Annotated in this window: 19 protein-coding genes and 1 tRNA gene; 14 read left to right on the forward strand and 6 right to left on the reverse strand. The window is 64.7% G+C overall.

What is annotated here, in order from left to right; all coding sequences use genetic code 11:
* Nucleotides 1–224: multidrug efflux SMR transporter (locus JMF90_RS05805; protein WP_201324987.1), on the forward strand; the 224-nt coding region annotated here is incomplete at its 5' end.
* Nucleotides 225–255: 31 nt separating this feature from the next.
* Nucleotides 256–1,410 carry an enoyl-CoA hydratase/isomerase family protein gene (locus tag JMF90_RS05810; RefSeq protein WP_201316879.1) on the forward strand — a complete coding sequence of 385 codons (1,155 nt, stop codon included), beginning with the start codon at nucleotides 256–258 and terminating at the stop codon, nucleotides 1,408–1,410.
* Between the two features lie 134 nt (nucleotides 1,411–1,544).
* Here the strand turns inward: JMF90_RS05810 and JMF90_RS05815 are convergent, their stop codons facing one another.
* Nucleotides 1,545–1,973 carry a hypothetical protein gene (locus JMF90_RS05815; RefSeq protein WP_006484223.1) on the reverse strand — a complete coding sequence of 143 codons (429 nt, stop codon included), beginning with the start codon at nucleotides 1,971–1,973 and terminating at the stop codon, nucleotides 1,545–1,547.
* Nucleotides 1,974–2,314: 341 nt separating this feature from the next.
* Between JMF90_RS05815 and ssuD the strand changes: the two genes are divergently transcribed.
* From ssuD to JMF90_RS05860, 9 genes are all read left to right on the forward strand, one after another.
* Nucleotides 2,315–3,472, forward strand: a complete 1,158-nt coding sequence (gene ssuD, locus JMF90_RS05820) for an FMNH2-dependent alkanesulfonate monooxygenase (RefSeq protein WP_034174152.1) — start codon at nucleotides 2,315–2,317, stop codon at nucleotides 3,470–3,472.
* Nucleotides 3,473–3,488: 16 nt separating this feature from the next.
* On the forward strand, nucleotides 3,489–4,301 hold the full coding sequence (ssuC, locus tag JMF90_RS05825; protein ID WP_012328410.1) for an aliphatic sulfonate ABC transporter permease SsuC: 813 nt from the start codon (nucleotides 3,489–3,491) through the stop codon (nucleotides 4,299–4,301).
* A complete protein-coding gene (locus JMF90_RS05830) occupies nucleotides 4,298–5,257 on the forward strand; it encodes an ATP-binding cassette domain-containing protein (RefSeq protein WP_201316880.1) in 960 nt (319 codons plus the stop codon). Before ssuC ends, JMF90_RS05830 begins: the two co-directional genes overlap by 4 nt.
* A 57-nt stretch (nucleotides 5,258–5,314) precedes the next feature.
* A complete protein-coding gene (locus JMF90_RS05835; protein ID WP_006476104.1) occupies nucleotides 5,315–5,530 on the forward strand; it encodes a molybdopterin-binding protein in 216 nt (71 codons plus the stop codon).
* 143 nt (nucleotides 5,531–5,673) lie between these two features.
* Entirely contained in the window at nucleotides 5,674–5,871 is a 198-nt protein-coding gene (locus JMF90_RS05840; RefSeq protein WP_011545313.1) for a hypothetical protein, read from the forward strand.
* Nucleotides 5,872–5,926: 55 nt separating this feature from the next.
* Complete coding sequence (locus JMF90_RS05845) at nucleotides 5,927–6,172, forward strand: hypothetical protein (RefSeq protein WP_124467789.1); 246 nt, start codon at nucleotides 5,927–5,929, stop codon at nucleotides 6,170–6,172.
* A 129-nt stretch (nucleotides 6,173–6,301) separates the two neighbouring features.
* Entirely contained in the window at nucleotides 6,302–7,288 is a 987-nt protein-coding gene (gene dusA, locus JMF90_RS05850) for a tRNA dihydrouridine(20/20a) synthase DusA (RefSeq protein ID WP_027807365.1), read from the forward strand.
* A gap of 54 nt (nucleotides 7,289–7,342) precedes the next feature.
* A tRNA-His gene (locus JMF90_RS05855) sits at nucleotides 7,343–7,418 on the forward strand.
* 136 nt (nucleotides 7,419–7,554) lie between these two features.
* Nucleotides 7,555–8,055 (forward strand): hypothetical protein, encoded by a 501-nt coding sequence (locus JMF90_RS05860; protein WP_201316881.1) that lies wholly within the window; start codon nucleotides 7,555–7,557, stop codon nucleotides 8,053–8,055.
* Nucleotides 8,056–8,066: 11 nt separating this feature from the next.
* Here JMF90_RS05860 and JMF90_RS40000 read toward each other — a convergent pair whose 3' ends face one another.
* The 3 genes from JMF90_RS40000 to JMF90_RS05875 are packed head-to-tail and all read right to left on the reverse strand — an operon-like array spanning nucleotide 8,067 to nucleotide 10,125.
* A complete protein-coding gene (locus JMF90_RS40000) occupies nucleotides 8,067–9,188 on the reverse strand; it encodes a hypothetical protein (protein WP_236593001.1) in 1,122 nt (373 codons plus the stop codon).
* A 2-nt stretch (nucleotides 9,189–9,190) separates the two neighbouring features.
* A complete protein-coding gene (locus JMF90_RS05870; protein ID WP_124503313.1) occupies nucleotides 9,191–9,430 on the reverse strand; it encodes a DUF4224 domain-containing protein in 240 nt (79 codons plus the stop codon).
* Complete coding sequence (locus tag JMF90_RS05875; protein ID WP_201316882.1) at nucleotides 9,427–10,125, reverse strand: hypothetical protein; 699 nt, start codon at nucleotides 10,123–10,125, stop codon at nucleotides 9,427–9,429. The genes JMF90_RS05870 and JMF90_RS05875 overlap by 4 nt, the downstream gene beginning before the upstream one ends.
* Before the next feature lie 264 nt (nucleotides 10,126–10,389).
* On the opposite strand from JMF90_RS05875, the gene JMF90_RS05885 reads away from it, so the two are divergent.
* Nucleotides 10,390–10,632, forward strand: a complete 243-nt coding sequence (locus JMF90_RS05885; RefSeq protein ID WP_201316883.1) for a hypothetical protein — start codon at nucleotides 10,390–10,392, stop codon at nucleotides 10,630–10,632.
* On the opposite strand, the gene JMF90_RS05890 is transcribed toward JMF90_RS05885, so the two are convergent.
* A complete protein-coding gene (locus JMF90_RS05890) occupies nucleotides 10,623–11,561 on the reverse strand; it encodes a phage Gp37/Gp68 family protein (RefSeq protein ID WP_201316888.1) in 939 nt (312 codons plus the stop codon). The two genes, JMF90_RS05885 and JMF90_RS05890, sit on opposite strands and share 10 nt — an antisense overlap.
* A gap of 681 nt (nucleotides 11,562–12,242) precedes the next feature.
* Nucleotides 12,243–12,803: a hypothetical protein gene (locus JMF90_RS05895; RefSeq protein WP_201316884.1), complete on the reverse strand. Its 561-nt coding sequence runs from the start codon at nucleotides 12,801–12,803 to the stop codon at nucleotides 12,243–12,245.
* 36 nt (nucleotides 12,804–12,839) lie between these two features.
* Between JMF90_RS05895 and JMF90_RS05900 the strand changes: the two genes are divergently transcribed.
* Together JMF90_RS05900 and JMF90_RS05905 are read left to right on the forward strand one after the other, a co-directional pair.
* A complete protein-coding gene (locus tag JMF90_RS05900; RefSeq protein ID WP_201316885.1) occupies nucleotides 12,840–13,049 on the forward strand; it encodes a hypothetical protein in 210 nt (69 codons plus the stop codon).
* A complete protein-coding gene (locus JMF90_RS05905) occupies nucleotides 13,050–13,334 on the forward strand; it encodes a DUF6566 family protein (protein ID WP_201316886.1) in 285 nt (94 codons plus the stop codon). It abuts the gene before it with no gap.
* Nucleotides 13,335–13,482: the final 148 nt, after the last annotated feature.

Genomic DNA, 13,482 nt, shown 5'->3' on the forward strand with positions numbered 1-13,482 from the left:
TCGCCGGTTACGGCGTCGCGTTCTACTGCCTGTCGCTCACGTTGCGCACGATGCCCGTCGGCATCATCTATGCAGTCTGGTCGGGTGCCGGCATCGTGCTGATCACGCTCGTCGCGATGCTGCTCTATCGCCAGGTGCCGGACGTGCCGGCGGTGATCGGCCTCGGACTGATCATCGCGGGCGTCGTGGTGCTGAACCTGTTCTCGAAGATGCAGGCGCACTGAGCGTGCGACCGCCGTTTGCCGGATGACCTTCATGACCGATTCCCTTTCCGCCGCCGTTTCTGCCGAATCCGCCCAGCCCGACGTGCGCGCCTATGTCGCGAACCGCATCGGCTTTCTCGAACTGAACCGGCCGAAGGCGCTGAATGCGCTGTCGATCGGCATGATCCGGCTGATGCAGCAGGCGCTCGACGCGTGGCGCGACGATCCCGACGTCGTCGCGGTCGTCGTGCACAGCCCGCACCCGCGCGCATTCTGCGCGGGCGGCGACGTGCGCTTCTTCCACGACGCGTGGCAGCGCGGCGACCGCGATGTGGTCGACACGTTCTTCATCGAGGAGTACACGCTGAACCATGCGATCTTCACGTATCCGAAGCCTTACATCGCGCTGATGCACGGCGTCGTGATGGGCGGCGGCATGGGGATTTCTCAGGCGGCGCGGCATACGGGCGGCCTGCGCGTCGTGACCGACTCGACGAAGATGGCGATGCCCGAAACACGCATCGGCCTGTTCCCGGACGTCGGGATGAGCTGGTTTCTCGCGCGCACGCCCGGCGCGATCAGCCGCTATCTCGCGGTGACCGGTGCGACGCTCGACGCGGCCGGCGCGCTGTACGCGCAACTCGCCGACGTCTATCTGCCCGATGCCGCGCTGCCGGCGCTGCTCGACACGCTGCGCGGCACGCGCATCGACAGCGGTGCGCAGGCCGTCGCGTGCGTGACCGACGCGGCCGCCGCGCACAAGGTCGTGCCGACGCCGGACACGTCGGCGCTCGCCGACGCGCGCACCGGGATCGACCGGCATTTCGCGCAGCCCGACCTCAACGCGATCCTCGCGTCGCTCGACGCCGAGCCGGATTGCGCGGCGGTCGACGGGTGGATCGAGAAGGCGACTCACGCGATGCGCGAGCAGTTGTCGCCGCTGTCGATGGCCGTGTCGCTCGAAGTCGTCGAACGCGCGCGCGGCGCGACGATGGCCGATTGCCTGCGGCGCGATCTCGATCTCACGCGCTCGACCTTTGCGCGCGGCGACGTGATCGAAGGCGTGCGCGCGCTGATCGTCGACAAGGATCACCAGCCGGTGTGGCGCTTCAAGTCGGCCGCCGACGTCGGGCGTACCGACGTGCTCGCGATGTTCGACAGCCCGTGGACGCCCGACACGCATCCGCTGCGCGCGCTGAAGGACTGACGTCGATCAGACTGATTCGCGCGGAAGGATCGATGCGCGGGGAAGAAACGAAAAGGCCGCGTGCACGATGCACGCGGCCTTTTTCATGGATGGCGGCCGGTCCGGGCCCGAAGGCCGCGTCGCCCGCGCCGACGTTACTCGTCGCCCGCGTCGTCCGACATGAACGCGCGCATGAACACCAGCGCGCCGAAGCCCCATACTGCGTTCGCCGCGAAGCCGGCCGCGAGCACGGGCATCATGTTGCCCGACGGCCAGATGCCGCGCAGCGGATCGATCGCGAACACGCGGGCGGCCGTCAGCACGATGCCGCCGAACACGAGCGCGCCGATCCACGATGCTTCGCGTTCCGGCGACACGCGCAACAACCACGCCATCGGAATCGCGCAGCACGCGCTGATCAGCGCATTCGCGACAAATTCAGGAATGCCGAGCGGCGCGAACGGTTGTGTCGAGAAGCCGGTTGCGGCGATCAGGTCGGCCGTGTGGAGGAGGGCGAGCGTGGCCTCGCGGAAGAACAGTGCGGCCAGGAAGCCGGACAGGAAGGGCAGGATGACTTTCTGCATCGATGAGTGCACCGCAGGCGCGCACGGCCGAAGCCGTATGCGCGGAGTTATTCGGATAGGTGCGCCATTATAGGGCCCGGCCGCGGCGATATTCGCTCCAGCGTCGTGCTAATCACGAAAGCGGAAAACCTAAGCTCAAAAAAATCGTTCCAAAGCCCTGTACCGATCCCTAGACTGATTCCTCAGAAACAGCCGTGCGATCGCGTCCTCGTCCGCTGCACGGCCTGACCGGCGAGCCATCCCGATTCGAATGCACACCATGCATGCGTCGCTCCTCCGCGACGCGAGCAGGGCGACGTTTTTTTCAAATTTCGGCAGTGACAGTCAAGCAGGAGCAGCAGATGAATGTGTTCTGGTTTATCCCCACGCATGGCGACAGCCGCTATCTCGGTACGGCCGAAGGCGCGCGCGCCGCGGACTACGATTACTTCAAGCAGGTCGCCGTGGCGGCGGACACGCTCGGCTACGACGGCGTGCTGCTGCCGACCGGCCGTTCCTGCGAGGATGCGTGGGTCGTCGCATCGAGCCTCATTCCGGCGACGCAGCGCCTGAAATTCCTGGTCGCCGTGCGTCCCGGCATCGCTTCGCCGGGGCTCGCCGCGCGGATGGCCGCGACCTTCGACCGCCTGTCGGGCGGCCGTCTGCTGATCAACGTCGTCACGGGCGGCGATGCGGCCGAGCTCGAAGGCGACGGCCTGTTCGCCGATCACGACACGCGCTACGAGATCACCGACGATTTCCTGAACATCTGGCGCGGACTGCTCGCCGCATCGCACGACAACGACGGGTTCGACTACATCGGCAAGCACCTGCAGTCGAAAGGCGGCAAGGCGCTTTATCCGCCCGTCCAGCATCCGCATCCGCCGCTGTGGTTCGGCGGCTCGTCGCCGGCCGCTCACGCGATCGCCGCCGATCACATCGATACCTATCTGACCTGGGGCGAGCCGCCCGAGGCCGTCGCGAAGAAGATCGCCGACATCCGCGCCCGTGCCGACGCGCGCGGCCGCAAGATCAAGTTCGGCATCCGCCTGCACGTGATCGTGCGCGAGACCGAGGACGAAGCATGGCGCGACGCCGAGCGGCTGATCAGCCGGCTCGACGACGACACGATCGCGCGGGCGCAGAAGGCGTTCGCGAACATGGATTCGGAAGGCCAGCGCCGGATGGCCGCGCTGCACGGCGGCAAGCGCGGCGGCCGCGAGGCGCTCGAGGTCTATCCGAACCTGTGGGCCGGCGTGGGGCTCGTGCGCGGCGGCGCCGGCACGGCGCTCGTCGGCAATCCCGAGCAGGTCGCGGAACGGATGCGCGAATACGCGGATCTCGGCATCGAGACGTTCATCCTGTCCGGCTATCCGCACCTCGAGGAGTCGTATCGCTTCGCGGAACTCGTGTTCCCGCTGATCAAGGGCGAGGGTGTCAAGAAGGCGGCTGGTCCGCTGTCGGGGCCGTTCGGCGAGATCGTCGGCAACAACTATCTGCCGAAGACGAGCCAGAGCTGAGCGACGGAGGCTTGCGATGACAACGAAAACGTCGACGACGGGCGCTGCCGTGGCCGCCCGCGCGTGGCGCGGCGTCGCGCCGTGGCTCGTGCCGCTCGCGTTGCTGGTGGTGTGGGAAGTCGGTGCGCGCACCGGCTGGCTGTCGACCCGCGTGCTGCCCGAGCCGGTGGCCGTCGTGCGCGCCGCCTGGTCGCTCGTGACGTCGGGCGAAATGTGGGCGAACGTGAAAGTGAGCACGTGGCGCGCACTGTTCGGCTTCGCGATCGGCGGTGGCGTCGGCCTTGCGCTGGGGCTTGCGACCGGCCTGTCGAAGGCCGCCGAGGTCGCGCTCGACTCGACGATCCAGATGATCCGCAACATCCCGGCGCTCGCGATGATCCCGCTCGTGATCCTGTGGTTCGGCATCGACGAGAAGGCGAAGCTGTTCCTCGTCGCGCTCGGCGTGTTCTTCCCCGTCTACATCAACACGTATCACGGGATTCGCTCGGTCGACGCGAACCTGATCGAGATGGCGAAGAGCTACGGCGTGCGCGGCTTCGCGCTGTACCGCGACGTGATCCTGCCCGGCGCATTGCCGTCGATCCTCGTCGGCGTGCGTTTCGCGCTCGGCCTGATGTGGGTGATGCTGATCGTCGCGGAAACGATCTCCGCGCAGTCGGGCATCGGCTACATGACGATGAACGCGCGTGAATTCCTGCAAACCGACGTGGTGGTGGTCGGCATCCTGCTGTACGCGGTGCTCGGCAAGCTGGCCGATGTGCTGGCGAAATGGATCGAGCGCGTGACGCTGCGCTGGCACCCCGCCTATCAATCAGGAGCAAAGGCATGAATGCGACGACTTCGGCGGCCGCCTACGGCCCGCTCGCCGGCGCAGACCTCGAGGCCGAACTGGCGCAGGCCCGCGTCGCGGACAGCGATGCGCGTGACGCGGCGATCCTCGAACGTGACGGCAGCGCATCGGTCGTGCCGCTCGCGCGGCGGCGCGCAGGCGGCACGGCACCTGACGATGCGGTCACGCTGTCGGGCGTCAGCAAGCGCTTCGGCGCGCGCACGGTGCTCGACGACGTCGAGCTCGGCATCGCGCGCGGCAGCTTCGTCGCGATCGTCGGCCGCAGCGGCTGCGGGAAATCGACGCTGCTGCGTCTCGTCGCGGGGCTGGAGCAGCCGAGCAGCGGTGCGCTCGTGACGCGCGGCGAGGGCGGCGGCGTGCTCGATACACGGATCATGTACCAGGATGCGCGCCTGCTGCCGTGGAAGACCGTGCTGCAGAACGTGATGCTGGGTCTCGGCCGCGGTGCGCGCGACCAGGCCCGCGCGGTGCTCGACGAAGTCGGGCTGCTGGAACGCGCGAACGACTGGCCCGCGCAACTGTCGGGCGGCCAGCGGCAGCGCGTCGCACTGGCCCGCGCGCTCGTGCACCGGCCGCAACTGCTGCTGCTCGACGAGCCGCTCGGCGCGCTGGATGCGCTCACTCGCATCGAGATGCATGCGCTGATCGAGCGCCTGTGGCGCGAGCATCGGTTCACTGCGCTGCTTGTCACGCACGACGTGCAGGAGGCCGTCGCGCTCGGCGACCGCATCCTGCTGATCGAGCAGGGGCGCGTGGCGCTCGACCAGGCGGTGCCGCTCGACCGGCCGCGTGCCCGCGCGTCGGCCGCCTTCGCGGCGCTGGAGGATCGCGTGCTGAAACGCGTGCTCGCCGGCGGCCCCGGCGCGGCCGATCACGACGCCGAGCATGAAGCAGACAAGGTTCGACCGGTCGGGCAGATCCGCTGGGCCGTTTAATTCCGGGCGGCTTCGGCCGCCCGTTCTGAGACTTTTTTCTTCGGAGCGATCATCCCGATGAGCATCACTGCAATCAACGTACGAAACCAGTTCAAGGGCAAGGTCAAGGAGATCATTCGCGGGTCCGTGGTCTCCGAAGTCGACGTCGAGACGCCGTTCGGCATCGTCACGTCGGTGATCACCACCCGTTCGGTGGACGAACTCGAACTGAAGGTCGGTGCCGAAGTCGTCGCGCTCGTGAAGTCGACGGAAGTCTCGATCGCGCGTCTCTGAGCGCGCGGGTCGCGCCCCCATGCGGCGTCGGCGGGCAGTGTGCCCGGCGGCGCCGCATTGCATTCGCGCAGCGCGTTTGCCTCGGTATTCGACTTCCGGACGAAGTGCTAGGATGGAACGACACCGATGCCGGAGGCCAACGCATGACCCCCATCCTTTCCCCCGAAGCCATCGAGGCGCTGAAATGGATCGACCAGTTCGGCGACAGCCGGCCGGTTCCCGCCGCATTCGACGACGTCGTCTACGCGTTGCTGAATGACGGGCTGATCTATCAGGCGGCGGCCGACCGGGTCGACCTGACGGCCGATGGCCGGTCATTTTTGTCCGACGAATACGATTGAGCGCGCGGCGCCGGCCGCGCAGACGGCCGGGCGCGGCGTCGCCACGGAGCGTGCGATGGAACCGAGAGGCAGCGACCTCGGCGATTTCAGCGAGCCGTACCGCGGTTTCGAGATCGAGGTGAAGACCGAGCAGGTCTGGGACGGCGAGCATGCGCACTATCGCGTGCTGCAGGGCGATGCCGTGCGGATCGACTGGCGGCTGGTCAAGGTCGACGGGATGCTGCTCACCGAACGGCGCGTGATCGAGCGGGTGTTCGACGAGGCGCGCCGGGCGGTCGATGCGGAGCTGGACGACCGGTAGCGCGCGGGTCGGGTGGGTATGGCCGGTATTGCGGTAAAATACCCGGTTGTTTCCGTGCCGCTTGGCCTGTACCCGAATTCCATGTCCGTTCCGTCCTCGCTCCCCCCCCGCCGTGTATCGGTCGCGCCAATGCTCGACTGGACGGACCGCCATTGCCGTTCGTTCCATCGCACGCTGACGCGCAATACGTGGCTGTATACGGAGATGATCACGACGGGTGCGCTGCTGTTCGGCGATGCCCAGCGGCATCTTGCATTCACGCCGAGCGAATCGCCGGTCGCGCTGCAACTGGGCGGCAGCGAGCGGGACGACCTCGCGCGCGCGGCGAAACTCGGCGAGCAGTGGGGCTACGACGAAATCAACCTGAATTGCGGGTGTCCGTCCGAGCGCGTGCAGCGCGGCGCGTTCGGTGCGTGTCTGATGAACGAGCCGCAGCTCGTCGCCGACTGTGTGCGGGCGATGCGCGATGCGGTGTCGGTGCCGGTGACGGTCAAGCATCGGATCGGTGTCGATGCGGTCGAGGATTACGCATTCGTGCGCGACTTCGTCGGCACGGTGGCCGAGGCCGGTTGCGAAACGTTCGTCGTGCATGCGCGCAACGCGATCCTGAAGGGGCTGTCGCCGAAGGAGAACCGCGAGATCCCGCCGCTCAAGTACGACTATGCGTATCGGTTGAAGCGCGATTTTCCGTCGCTGGAGATCGTGATCAACGGCGGTATCACGACGCTCGACGAAGTCGCGCAGCATCTCGAGCACGTCGACGGCGTGATGCTCGGGCGCGAGGCGTATCACAACCCGTACGTGCTGGCGGAGGTCGATGCGCGCTTCTACGGGTCGACCGCAGCGGTGCCGACGCGCGAAGAGGCCGAAGCGCAACTGATCGAATACTGCGCGGCTGAACTGAAGCGCGGCACCTACCTCGGCGCGATCGTGCGGCATGCACTCGGGCTGTATCGCGGCATGCCGGGTGCACGCGGCTGGCGTCGCGTGCTGTCCGACAACAAGAAGCTCGCACGCGGCGATCTGGCCGTGTTCGACGAGGCCCGCGCGCATCTGAACGAAGCCGAAGAAATTTTTGAAAAAAAGGCTTTGCAAGATTCAAAAGTGTTCGTATAATCTTGTTCTTCGCTGCTGAAACAAAACAGCGAAACGAAGCAAGCAGTATCAGTGGTGGCTGTAGCTCAGTTGGTAGAGTCCAGGATTGTGATTCCTGTCGTCGTGGGTTCGAGTCCCATCAGCCACCCCAACAAATTCAAGCACTTGCAGCAGAATCAAGCTGACGTGTTACAAGTTTTGGAAGATTAGATTCCAAAATTTGGAAGATGAAGTACCGAAAGCCCGCCGATGTGCGGGCTTTTTTGCGCTCATTTTTCGGGGAATCGATGGACGACTTTCTGCAAAACTTGCATTCGCCATATTGGTGGTTGTCGGTGGTTACCGTGGGTATTTTCTTGAGCATCGTTGCCGCCTATGCAACGCGAGGCCTAGATCGACTCTTTCGGTACTTCGGGAAAAAATGGTCGGATCGGTCCGAAAAATCGAAGGAGAAGTTTGCTCGGACAGTAGCCGCGCTGAAGAAGAGCCCGGAGGCGCGTGCTGCCTATTTTCGCGAAGAAGTGAGGTATCGCCATACGGCGATTTTTGGTGCCGTCGTGGCTACGTTCCTATTGGGTCTGCTGGGAGCGATTTCTATTGTTGAGCCGAATCAGGCGATCGCGGGCAAAACAGTAGGCTCATGGGAAATGGGCGGCCTTTCTGCGTTCGTCTTTGCGTTCTATGCGATTTCGTCTTGCATTGTGGCATTTATGTCGACTGCATCCTATTCTGCGGCGCAGAGTATGGCGCGCCACTTGAAGGCAGCGGAAGGGCACTTGTTGCCGTAGCGCTGAGGCAACTATCGTGTTGCCCGTACCTTTCTTTGCCGCCGGCGGTCGTAAGTTTTTCGCACCATGCGCTCATCTGCGTGGCCCGTCGCGTCGATGATGCGATCGTCGCCTTCCTCTTGGCGATCGGTCACGGCTGCTGGACGCATGTCGCGCAGCGCGAACCGTTCGAACGGCACCCCGCGCGCCTGCGCTTCCTTCTCGCAATATCCCATCAGGCGCGACCAGTTCGTGTTCCACCCGCTGCGCGTGTACACCTGGCCGGCGGTGTTGCCGAACACGTGCACGCTCGACGTGCGCTGCAGCGCGAGTGCTTCGTCGATCACGGCCTTCAGCTCGGGCGACCACAGCACGAGCTTCACGCGCTGCTGCTCGCCGGCCTTGCGCTTGCCGATCGGCACCTCAACGCCTTCTGGCCGGATGCTCTGGCGGTGCAGTTCGCGCATCTCGGTCGGCCGGCTGACGGTCAGGTAGGCGGCCTTCACGCATAGCGCAAGGATCAGGTACGCGGAACTCGGGTGCTGGTCGCCGATGCTTCGGCGCGACCGCGCGACTTCCACCGCGAGATCGACCTCGTCCTGACGCACATACCGCTGGCGCGGCCGCGTGGGGTTGTACTCGATACCGCGGCACGGGTTCGTTTCGAGCTCGCCGCGGCGCCGGCCGTATTCGAGGATCGCCGACAGGAGGGCGATTTCCTTGTTCGCCTTCGCCGGCGCGCCGAGCTGCGCACGTTTGTCGAGGTAGCCGTAGACGTGCTTCGGTTTGATCGCGGCCGGCGCCATCTTCCCGAAGACCTTGACTAGGCGCTTCGACTCGACGCGGTTCTCGTCCAGGGTGGACTGGGCCTTGCGGCGCTCGTCGGTGTGCGGCAATCCGTCCTGCCATTCGAAGTACCGCGCGACGAGCGCATCGACCGTGCCAGGTTCGATCGCGTTCCCGTTGAGCGCCTCTGCGCGCTCGATCGCCTGCTTGCGGATCTCGGCGAGCGCTTCCTTGTTGTGCGCCGGCGCCGACAGGCGGAACGCCCAGCGGCCGTTCGGCAGCTTGTAGCCGAAGCTGACCTTGTGTTTCCCGTAGTGAGCGTAGAGCCGGAAGGGTAGCCCGTCCGGCCGCTTGCGTCGTCCGATCATGATTAGAGTGCGGCGAAGTTCGGTTCTTCTGACGCGGCGGCGCGGTGCCGGCGCGCGGGTGATGGCGGTGCGGTGCCGTTCATGCGGGCGTCGTAGTACTCGCGCGCGACGAGCGGCACGCCGGCGATGTTGACAGCGAACGGCCAGTGATTACGCTCGAGCCAGCGTTTCATGCAGGCGTGGCTACGCGGCTTACAGCCGACCAGCTCGGCCAGCTCCGGCGTGGTGAGGTAGATGCTCATGGTTCGATCCTTCGAAATTCCACGACCCAGACCCAGGGGTTCGTGTCCCAGCCGTGCCCGCGCGCGGCGTTCAGGCTGTCCCACAGGTCATGGAAGGCGCGGATGCTCGGCGGCCGGAAGGCTCCGGCGCTGTAGCCGCGGATGTGATGGTCTTCGATCGTCACGCCTTCGGCGCGCGCATCAGACTCGCTGATGCTCTGCAGTCGCTCGGCGCGCACGCCGGTGATCTCGAGCGTGATGCGCGACGCCCAACGCGGCATATGGATGGACGGGGTCCAGCCACGTGATTCCTTGGCATCGAGCGCCTGGAACGTGTTGAGGTCGATGTCGACCTCGGCGCGGCCGTTGTCGGCCTGGTACGCGATGCCGGCGTAGCGCCGCGCCGGCCGGCCACCCTCGAATGTTTCGGTACCGATGCGGCGCACCTCGTGCGTCTCGCGAACCCATAGACGGTCGCCCACGTCGCCATGCGGGCAGACGAAGCAATCACCGGTGCGCGTGTGCCAGATCGCCGCCAACTCGGGCGCGGGTGTCCCGCCGGCATATTTCACGGATCCGCCGCCGGCTGTCGTCGGCTCCCACACGCCGAGCGGATTATCGTGAGGCAGCTTGATGATGCTCCGCGTCTGCGTCTTCCGTCCTTCGAGGATGGCGCGCACCATCGGGCCGCTGAAAAGAATAGGGCGTTCGGTCATGCTAGGATTCCTGAAAGCGATAGGGGGGCTCATGGAAACTGGCGGAGAGCGACGTCGGCTGGAGCACGACGTCGCGATGGCAAAGCGGGATTTGGCGGTGGCGGAAGCCGCAGTGCAACGGGCAACAACTGGTGACCGTACGCCAAACGAGTCAGCGTTTTCTGGCCTCGAATTTGCGCGAGCTAATCTTGCTGCTGCGGAGCGGGCGCTCGTCGACTACGACAATCAGAACAGTGATCCCAAATAGGGTGATCGGAGGGGACCGTGTCTAAACCAGCAATTTCTCGTGAGCAGTTCATCGTCGAGGTGAATCAACGCCTCCCGAATCATCACGCATACCGGGTCGGCTGGCGCGTTTTTCTCTTTCCCGAAGGGGCTGATCCGGGAGCGGTGACGGGCTGGAGTATCGAGCCACGATTAGCGATCGGCCATATCCGGCAAGTGACCGATCACGTTTTTTCGTTGTTTGCGATAGATCCGCCGTTTCCTCGCGATCCTCACGACTGAGCCCCCGGGAATTCATCGTGCGTGCGGCCGTCGAGGTGGCGGCCGGCGGTCTTCTTGCCGACGCGATACACGGTCGGCTCGTCGTCGTAGCTCAGGCCGTCATGCTCGCCAGGCGTCATCGTGCTGAACGACCATTCGTCGCAGAACCAGTCGGCGACACGCTCGGTGCGCGTCGGCGGTCCGCCGCAGTTTTCGCCCGGCGCCCATTCGCCCCATTGCTTGAACAGGAACGGGACACCGGCAGCAGCACACTGGTCGCGGAGATTTCTGGCCCAATCGGGATGCATCGGCCGCGCGTTGGCGCCGCTTTCACCCCCACAGATGACCCAGTCAGGCATCAGCTCGGTAGGGATTTCGCCGAGGTCACTCAGCATTGGCTCGACGCTCCAGAACCGCATGCGCGCCGGCACGGCGAGGAGCTTTTCGGCATCGCGCAGCATCTCTTCGCGGTTCACGATCGTCGCGCCGATCGAGACGTTGTCGTGCAGGCGCGGCCTTTCGATGCAGTCGAGGTCGAATTGGTACTGAGCGGCTTCGCTGACCATCGACATGACGTTGCCGATTCGCTTCGTGAGCAGTAGCCAATCGAGGTTCGGCGTGTCGGCGATCAGCCGGAACAGGTCCGCGCGCCACGCTGGATCGACGGCGTTGTCGAACACGTCCGCGAGCGACGCGCAGAACACGCGCTGCCGCCGGCCGTGGATCGCGTAGAAAGTGCCGTCGCGATTCCACTGCAGCGGCTTCCGCCAGTTCGCCGGCGACGTGCGGCGGCGCAGCGCGCCGGCCCCCCAGTTCACGGCGGTGCCTCCGCCGAAGCGCGCGTTGCGCGTCTCGGCGTAGCAGTGATCGCAGCCTGGGCCGACCTTCTGGCAGCCCTCCCACGGGTTGAACGTGTGGTCGCACCACTCGATTTTTGTGTTCTCGCTCATGCTACGATGCCTCGAAAAATACGGGGTAGAGATGGAGAAAGTCATCAATAGGTACGTGGCACTCGTCATCACGATGCTGGCCGGTGTACTTGGCTACGAATATGTTCCGTGGGGAGACTTCAGCCGAAGCGATTGGGCGAGCTGGGCGCAGACGGTCGGGACGGTAGCCGCGATAGGTGCCACGATTTGGATCGCCACTCGGGAAGACCGCAGACGTCACAAAGAGGCATACCAACTTGCGGTCCTAACAGCCGCATCAATGCGGCTTAGAACTGCAAGTGCGCTCGCGCGAGTCAGGTACATCGCAGCGAAAATTGATGCCGCGCATAAACACGACGCGGCGCCCGAGAGTCTCAGGTCCTTCGCGGACTTCATACGGGACACAACTGTATGCAGTGACGAGGAACAAGTGAAGTTGCTTCCCTTGCCAAACCGTTGCGCGTTCCGGCTTGCTGGGAGCCGAGACAATTTGCGAGCTGCGGCCGATTTTCTCGAGTCTTTAATGTCTTCGACAGAAAGGCTCAATTCAGATCGACGGAAGGAAACGTTCGGAATGGCTGCGCTTGCGACATCTGAAGCCGAACGGCAGCTCAAAATTGCTGTTGCCGAATGCCAGAAGGTTTCTCTCGCCGTCACAAGTCCCCATGACGATTGACCCGGTGAGCTGTTGCCGACTTCCGATTAAGCGACAAGCACTTCTTCGTCGACGTCCATGGGCAGCTGAAAAACGCGGCCGCGCTCCCCGATGGGGATCGTCACGAGACCGGCCGCGGCGAGGAATGGATTGCGCTTCATGGCGGCGCGTGCCGCGCGAGCAGCTTCGGTTTTGATGGCGGCCGGGCACGGTAAGTCCGGCCCGGTGCCAACCGCCCAGACCGCCCGCCACTGAGCGCGGCCCTCGGGCGGGATCCAGTCGACGATCTGCACTTCGGTGCGGTGAATCGTCAGCAGCTCGCTGATGCGTTGCTGTGAGACGCTGCAGCGGTTGACCAGCTCGCGAACGGTCAGGCGCTCCCGCTCGAGGATCGCGCGCATCCTATCCCACGCCGGCGTCGCGCGCGTCCTGTAGTCGCGCTGCGCCCGCTTGATCTTGAGCACCCGGGTCGCAAAGGTCTGGACAGACTTACGCGAATGACGCGGAAACGCTGCGTACAGAGCCTTGGCCGGGATGGGAGACGGATAAAGGCGGCCGAGCAGGCGCGCCTCGGCGGTCGTCCACAGGTTGTGTGTCGACGTCGACATGCTACGATTCCTCCGGATTTTTCCAGCGAGCACCAGATGAAGACGGTTTTCCTGATGCGTGGGTACGAGATGAACTGCACGCCACGCCTGACCGACGACGGCAAGTTCGCCGCGCAGGTCGAAGTGACGAAGGTGGGGTTCAGCCGCGAGGCAGCGTTTCGAAGGCTCGGTGAATTCGACACGGAAGCCGAAGCGGTCGCCTATGCGAAGCAGTTTTCCGAAGAGTGGTTGACGCGGTACGCTTAAGTGCTGGGAGCACTCGAGCGAAAATCAATCAATTTCGCGAGGCAGGATATGCGCAGAGGCATTGAGCATTTCATCGACGAGTTCGATGGCTATCAAATTGTCGTCGATTGTGAGCAGCCGGCGCCTGACAGCTCTTGGGTTCTGAGCGTTCAGATCTACAAGGACGCGGAGCCGGTGCTTCCGCGCCGTGATGATTCAGACAAGTCATACGCCACTGCGGAGGAGGCAAAGCGAGTAGGTGTCGAGTTCGGGCGGAACATTATCCGCAATCTCAGCCGACAGTAATTAATGGCTCCGTCGCCGGCAGCATGTCGTCGGTGATCTTCATGCGCGCACCCACCCGGTCGATGTCGAACGGATCTTGCCGGCTTTACGAAGCGCTTGAAGGCGCCCATCGAGAACTCGATATGGCGAGCGCTCAGTCAAGAATTCA

It is taken from the genome of Burkholderia sp. E168m23 (assembly GCF_016586125.1).
Taxonomy (GTDB): Bacteria; Pseudomonadota; Gammaproteobacteria; order Burkholderiales; family Burkholderiaceae; genus Burkholderia; species Burkholderia orbicola.

What these genes read in the sequence shown, in the direction of transcription:
- JMF90_RS05900 (WP_201316885.1), top strand. Translation starts at nt 12,840, where the DNA reads ATGAAGACGGTTTTCCTGATGCGTGGGTACGAGATGAACTGCACGCCA.
- JMF90_RS05845 (WP_124467789.1), top strand. Translation starts at nt 5,927, where the DNA reads ATGGAACCGAGAGGCAGCGACCTCGGCGATTTCAGCGAGCCGTACCGC.
- ssuD (WP_034174152.1), top strand. Translation starts at nt 2,315, where the DNA reads ATGAATGTGTTCTGGTTTATCCCCACGCATGGCGACAGCCGCTATCTC.
- JMF90_RS40000 (WP_236593001.1), bottom strand. Translation starts at nt 9,188, where the DNA reads ATGATCGGACGACGCAAGCGGCCGGACGGGCTACCCTTCCGGCTCTAC.
- JMF90_RS05870 (WP_124503313.1), bottom strand. Translation starts at nt 9,430, where the DNA reads ATGAGCATCTACCTCACCACGCCGGAGCTGGCCGAGCTGGTCGGCTGT.
- JMF90_RS05890 (WP_201316888.1), bottom strand. Translation starts at nt 11,561, where the DNA reads ATGAGCGAGAACACAAAAATCGAGTGGTGCGACCACACGTTCAACCCG.
- JMF90_RS05810 (WP_201316879.1), top strand. Translation starts at nt 256, where the DNA reads ATGACCGATTCCCTTTCCGCCGCCGTTTCTGCCGAATCCGCCCAGCCC.
- JMF90_RS05840 (WP_011545313.1), top strand. Translation starts at nt 5,674, where the DNA reads ATGACCCCCATCCTTTCCCCCGAAGCCATCGAGGCGCTGAAATGGATC.
- ssuC (WP_012328410.1), top strand. Translation starts at nt 3,489, where the DNA reads ATGACAACGAAAACGTCGACGACGGGCGCTGCCGTGGCCGCCCGCGCG.
- JMF90_RS05830 (WP_201316880.1), top strand. Translation starts at nt 4,298, where the DNA reads ATGAATGCGACGACTTCGGCGGCCGCCTACGGCCCGCTCGCCGGCGCA.
- JMF90_RS05875 (WP_201316882.1), bottom strand. Translation starts at nt 10,125, where the DNA reads ATGACCGAACGCCCTATTCTTTTCAGCGGCCCGATGGTGCGCGCCATC.
- dusA (WP_027807365.1), top strand. Translation starts at nt 6,302, where the DNA reads ATGCTCGACTGGACGGACCGCCATTGCCGTTCGTTCCATCGCACGCTG.
- JMF90_RS05815 (WP_006484223.1), bottom strand. Translation starts at nt 1,973, where the DNA reads ATGCAGAAAGTCATCCTGCCCTTCCTGTCCGGCTTCCTGGCCGCACTG.
- JMF90_RS05895 (WP_201316884.1), bottom strand. Translation starts at nt 12,803, where the DNA reads ATGTCGACGTCGACACACAACCTGTGGACGACCGCCGAGGCGCGCCTG.
- JMF90_RS05835 (WP_006476104.1), top strand. Translation starts at nt 5,315, where the DNA reads ATGAGCATCACTGCAATCAACGTACGAAACCAGTTCAAGGGCAAGGTC.
- JMF90_RS05860 (WP_201316881.1), top strand. Translation starts at nt 7,555, where the DNA reads ATGGACGACTTTCTGCAAAACTTGCATTCGCCATATTGGTGGTTGTCG.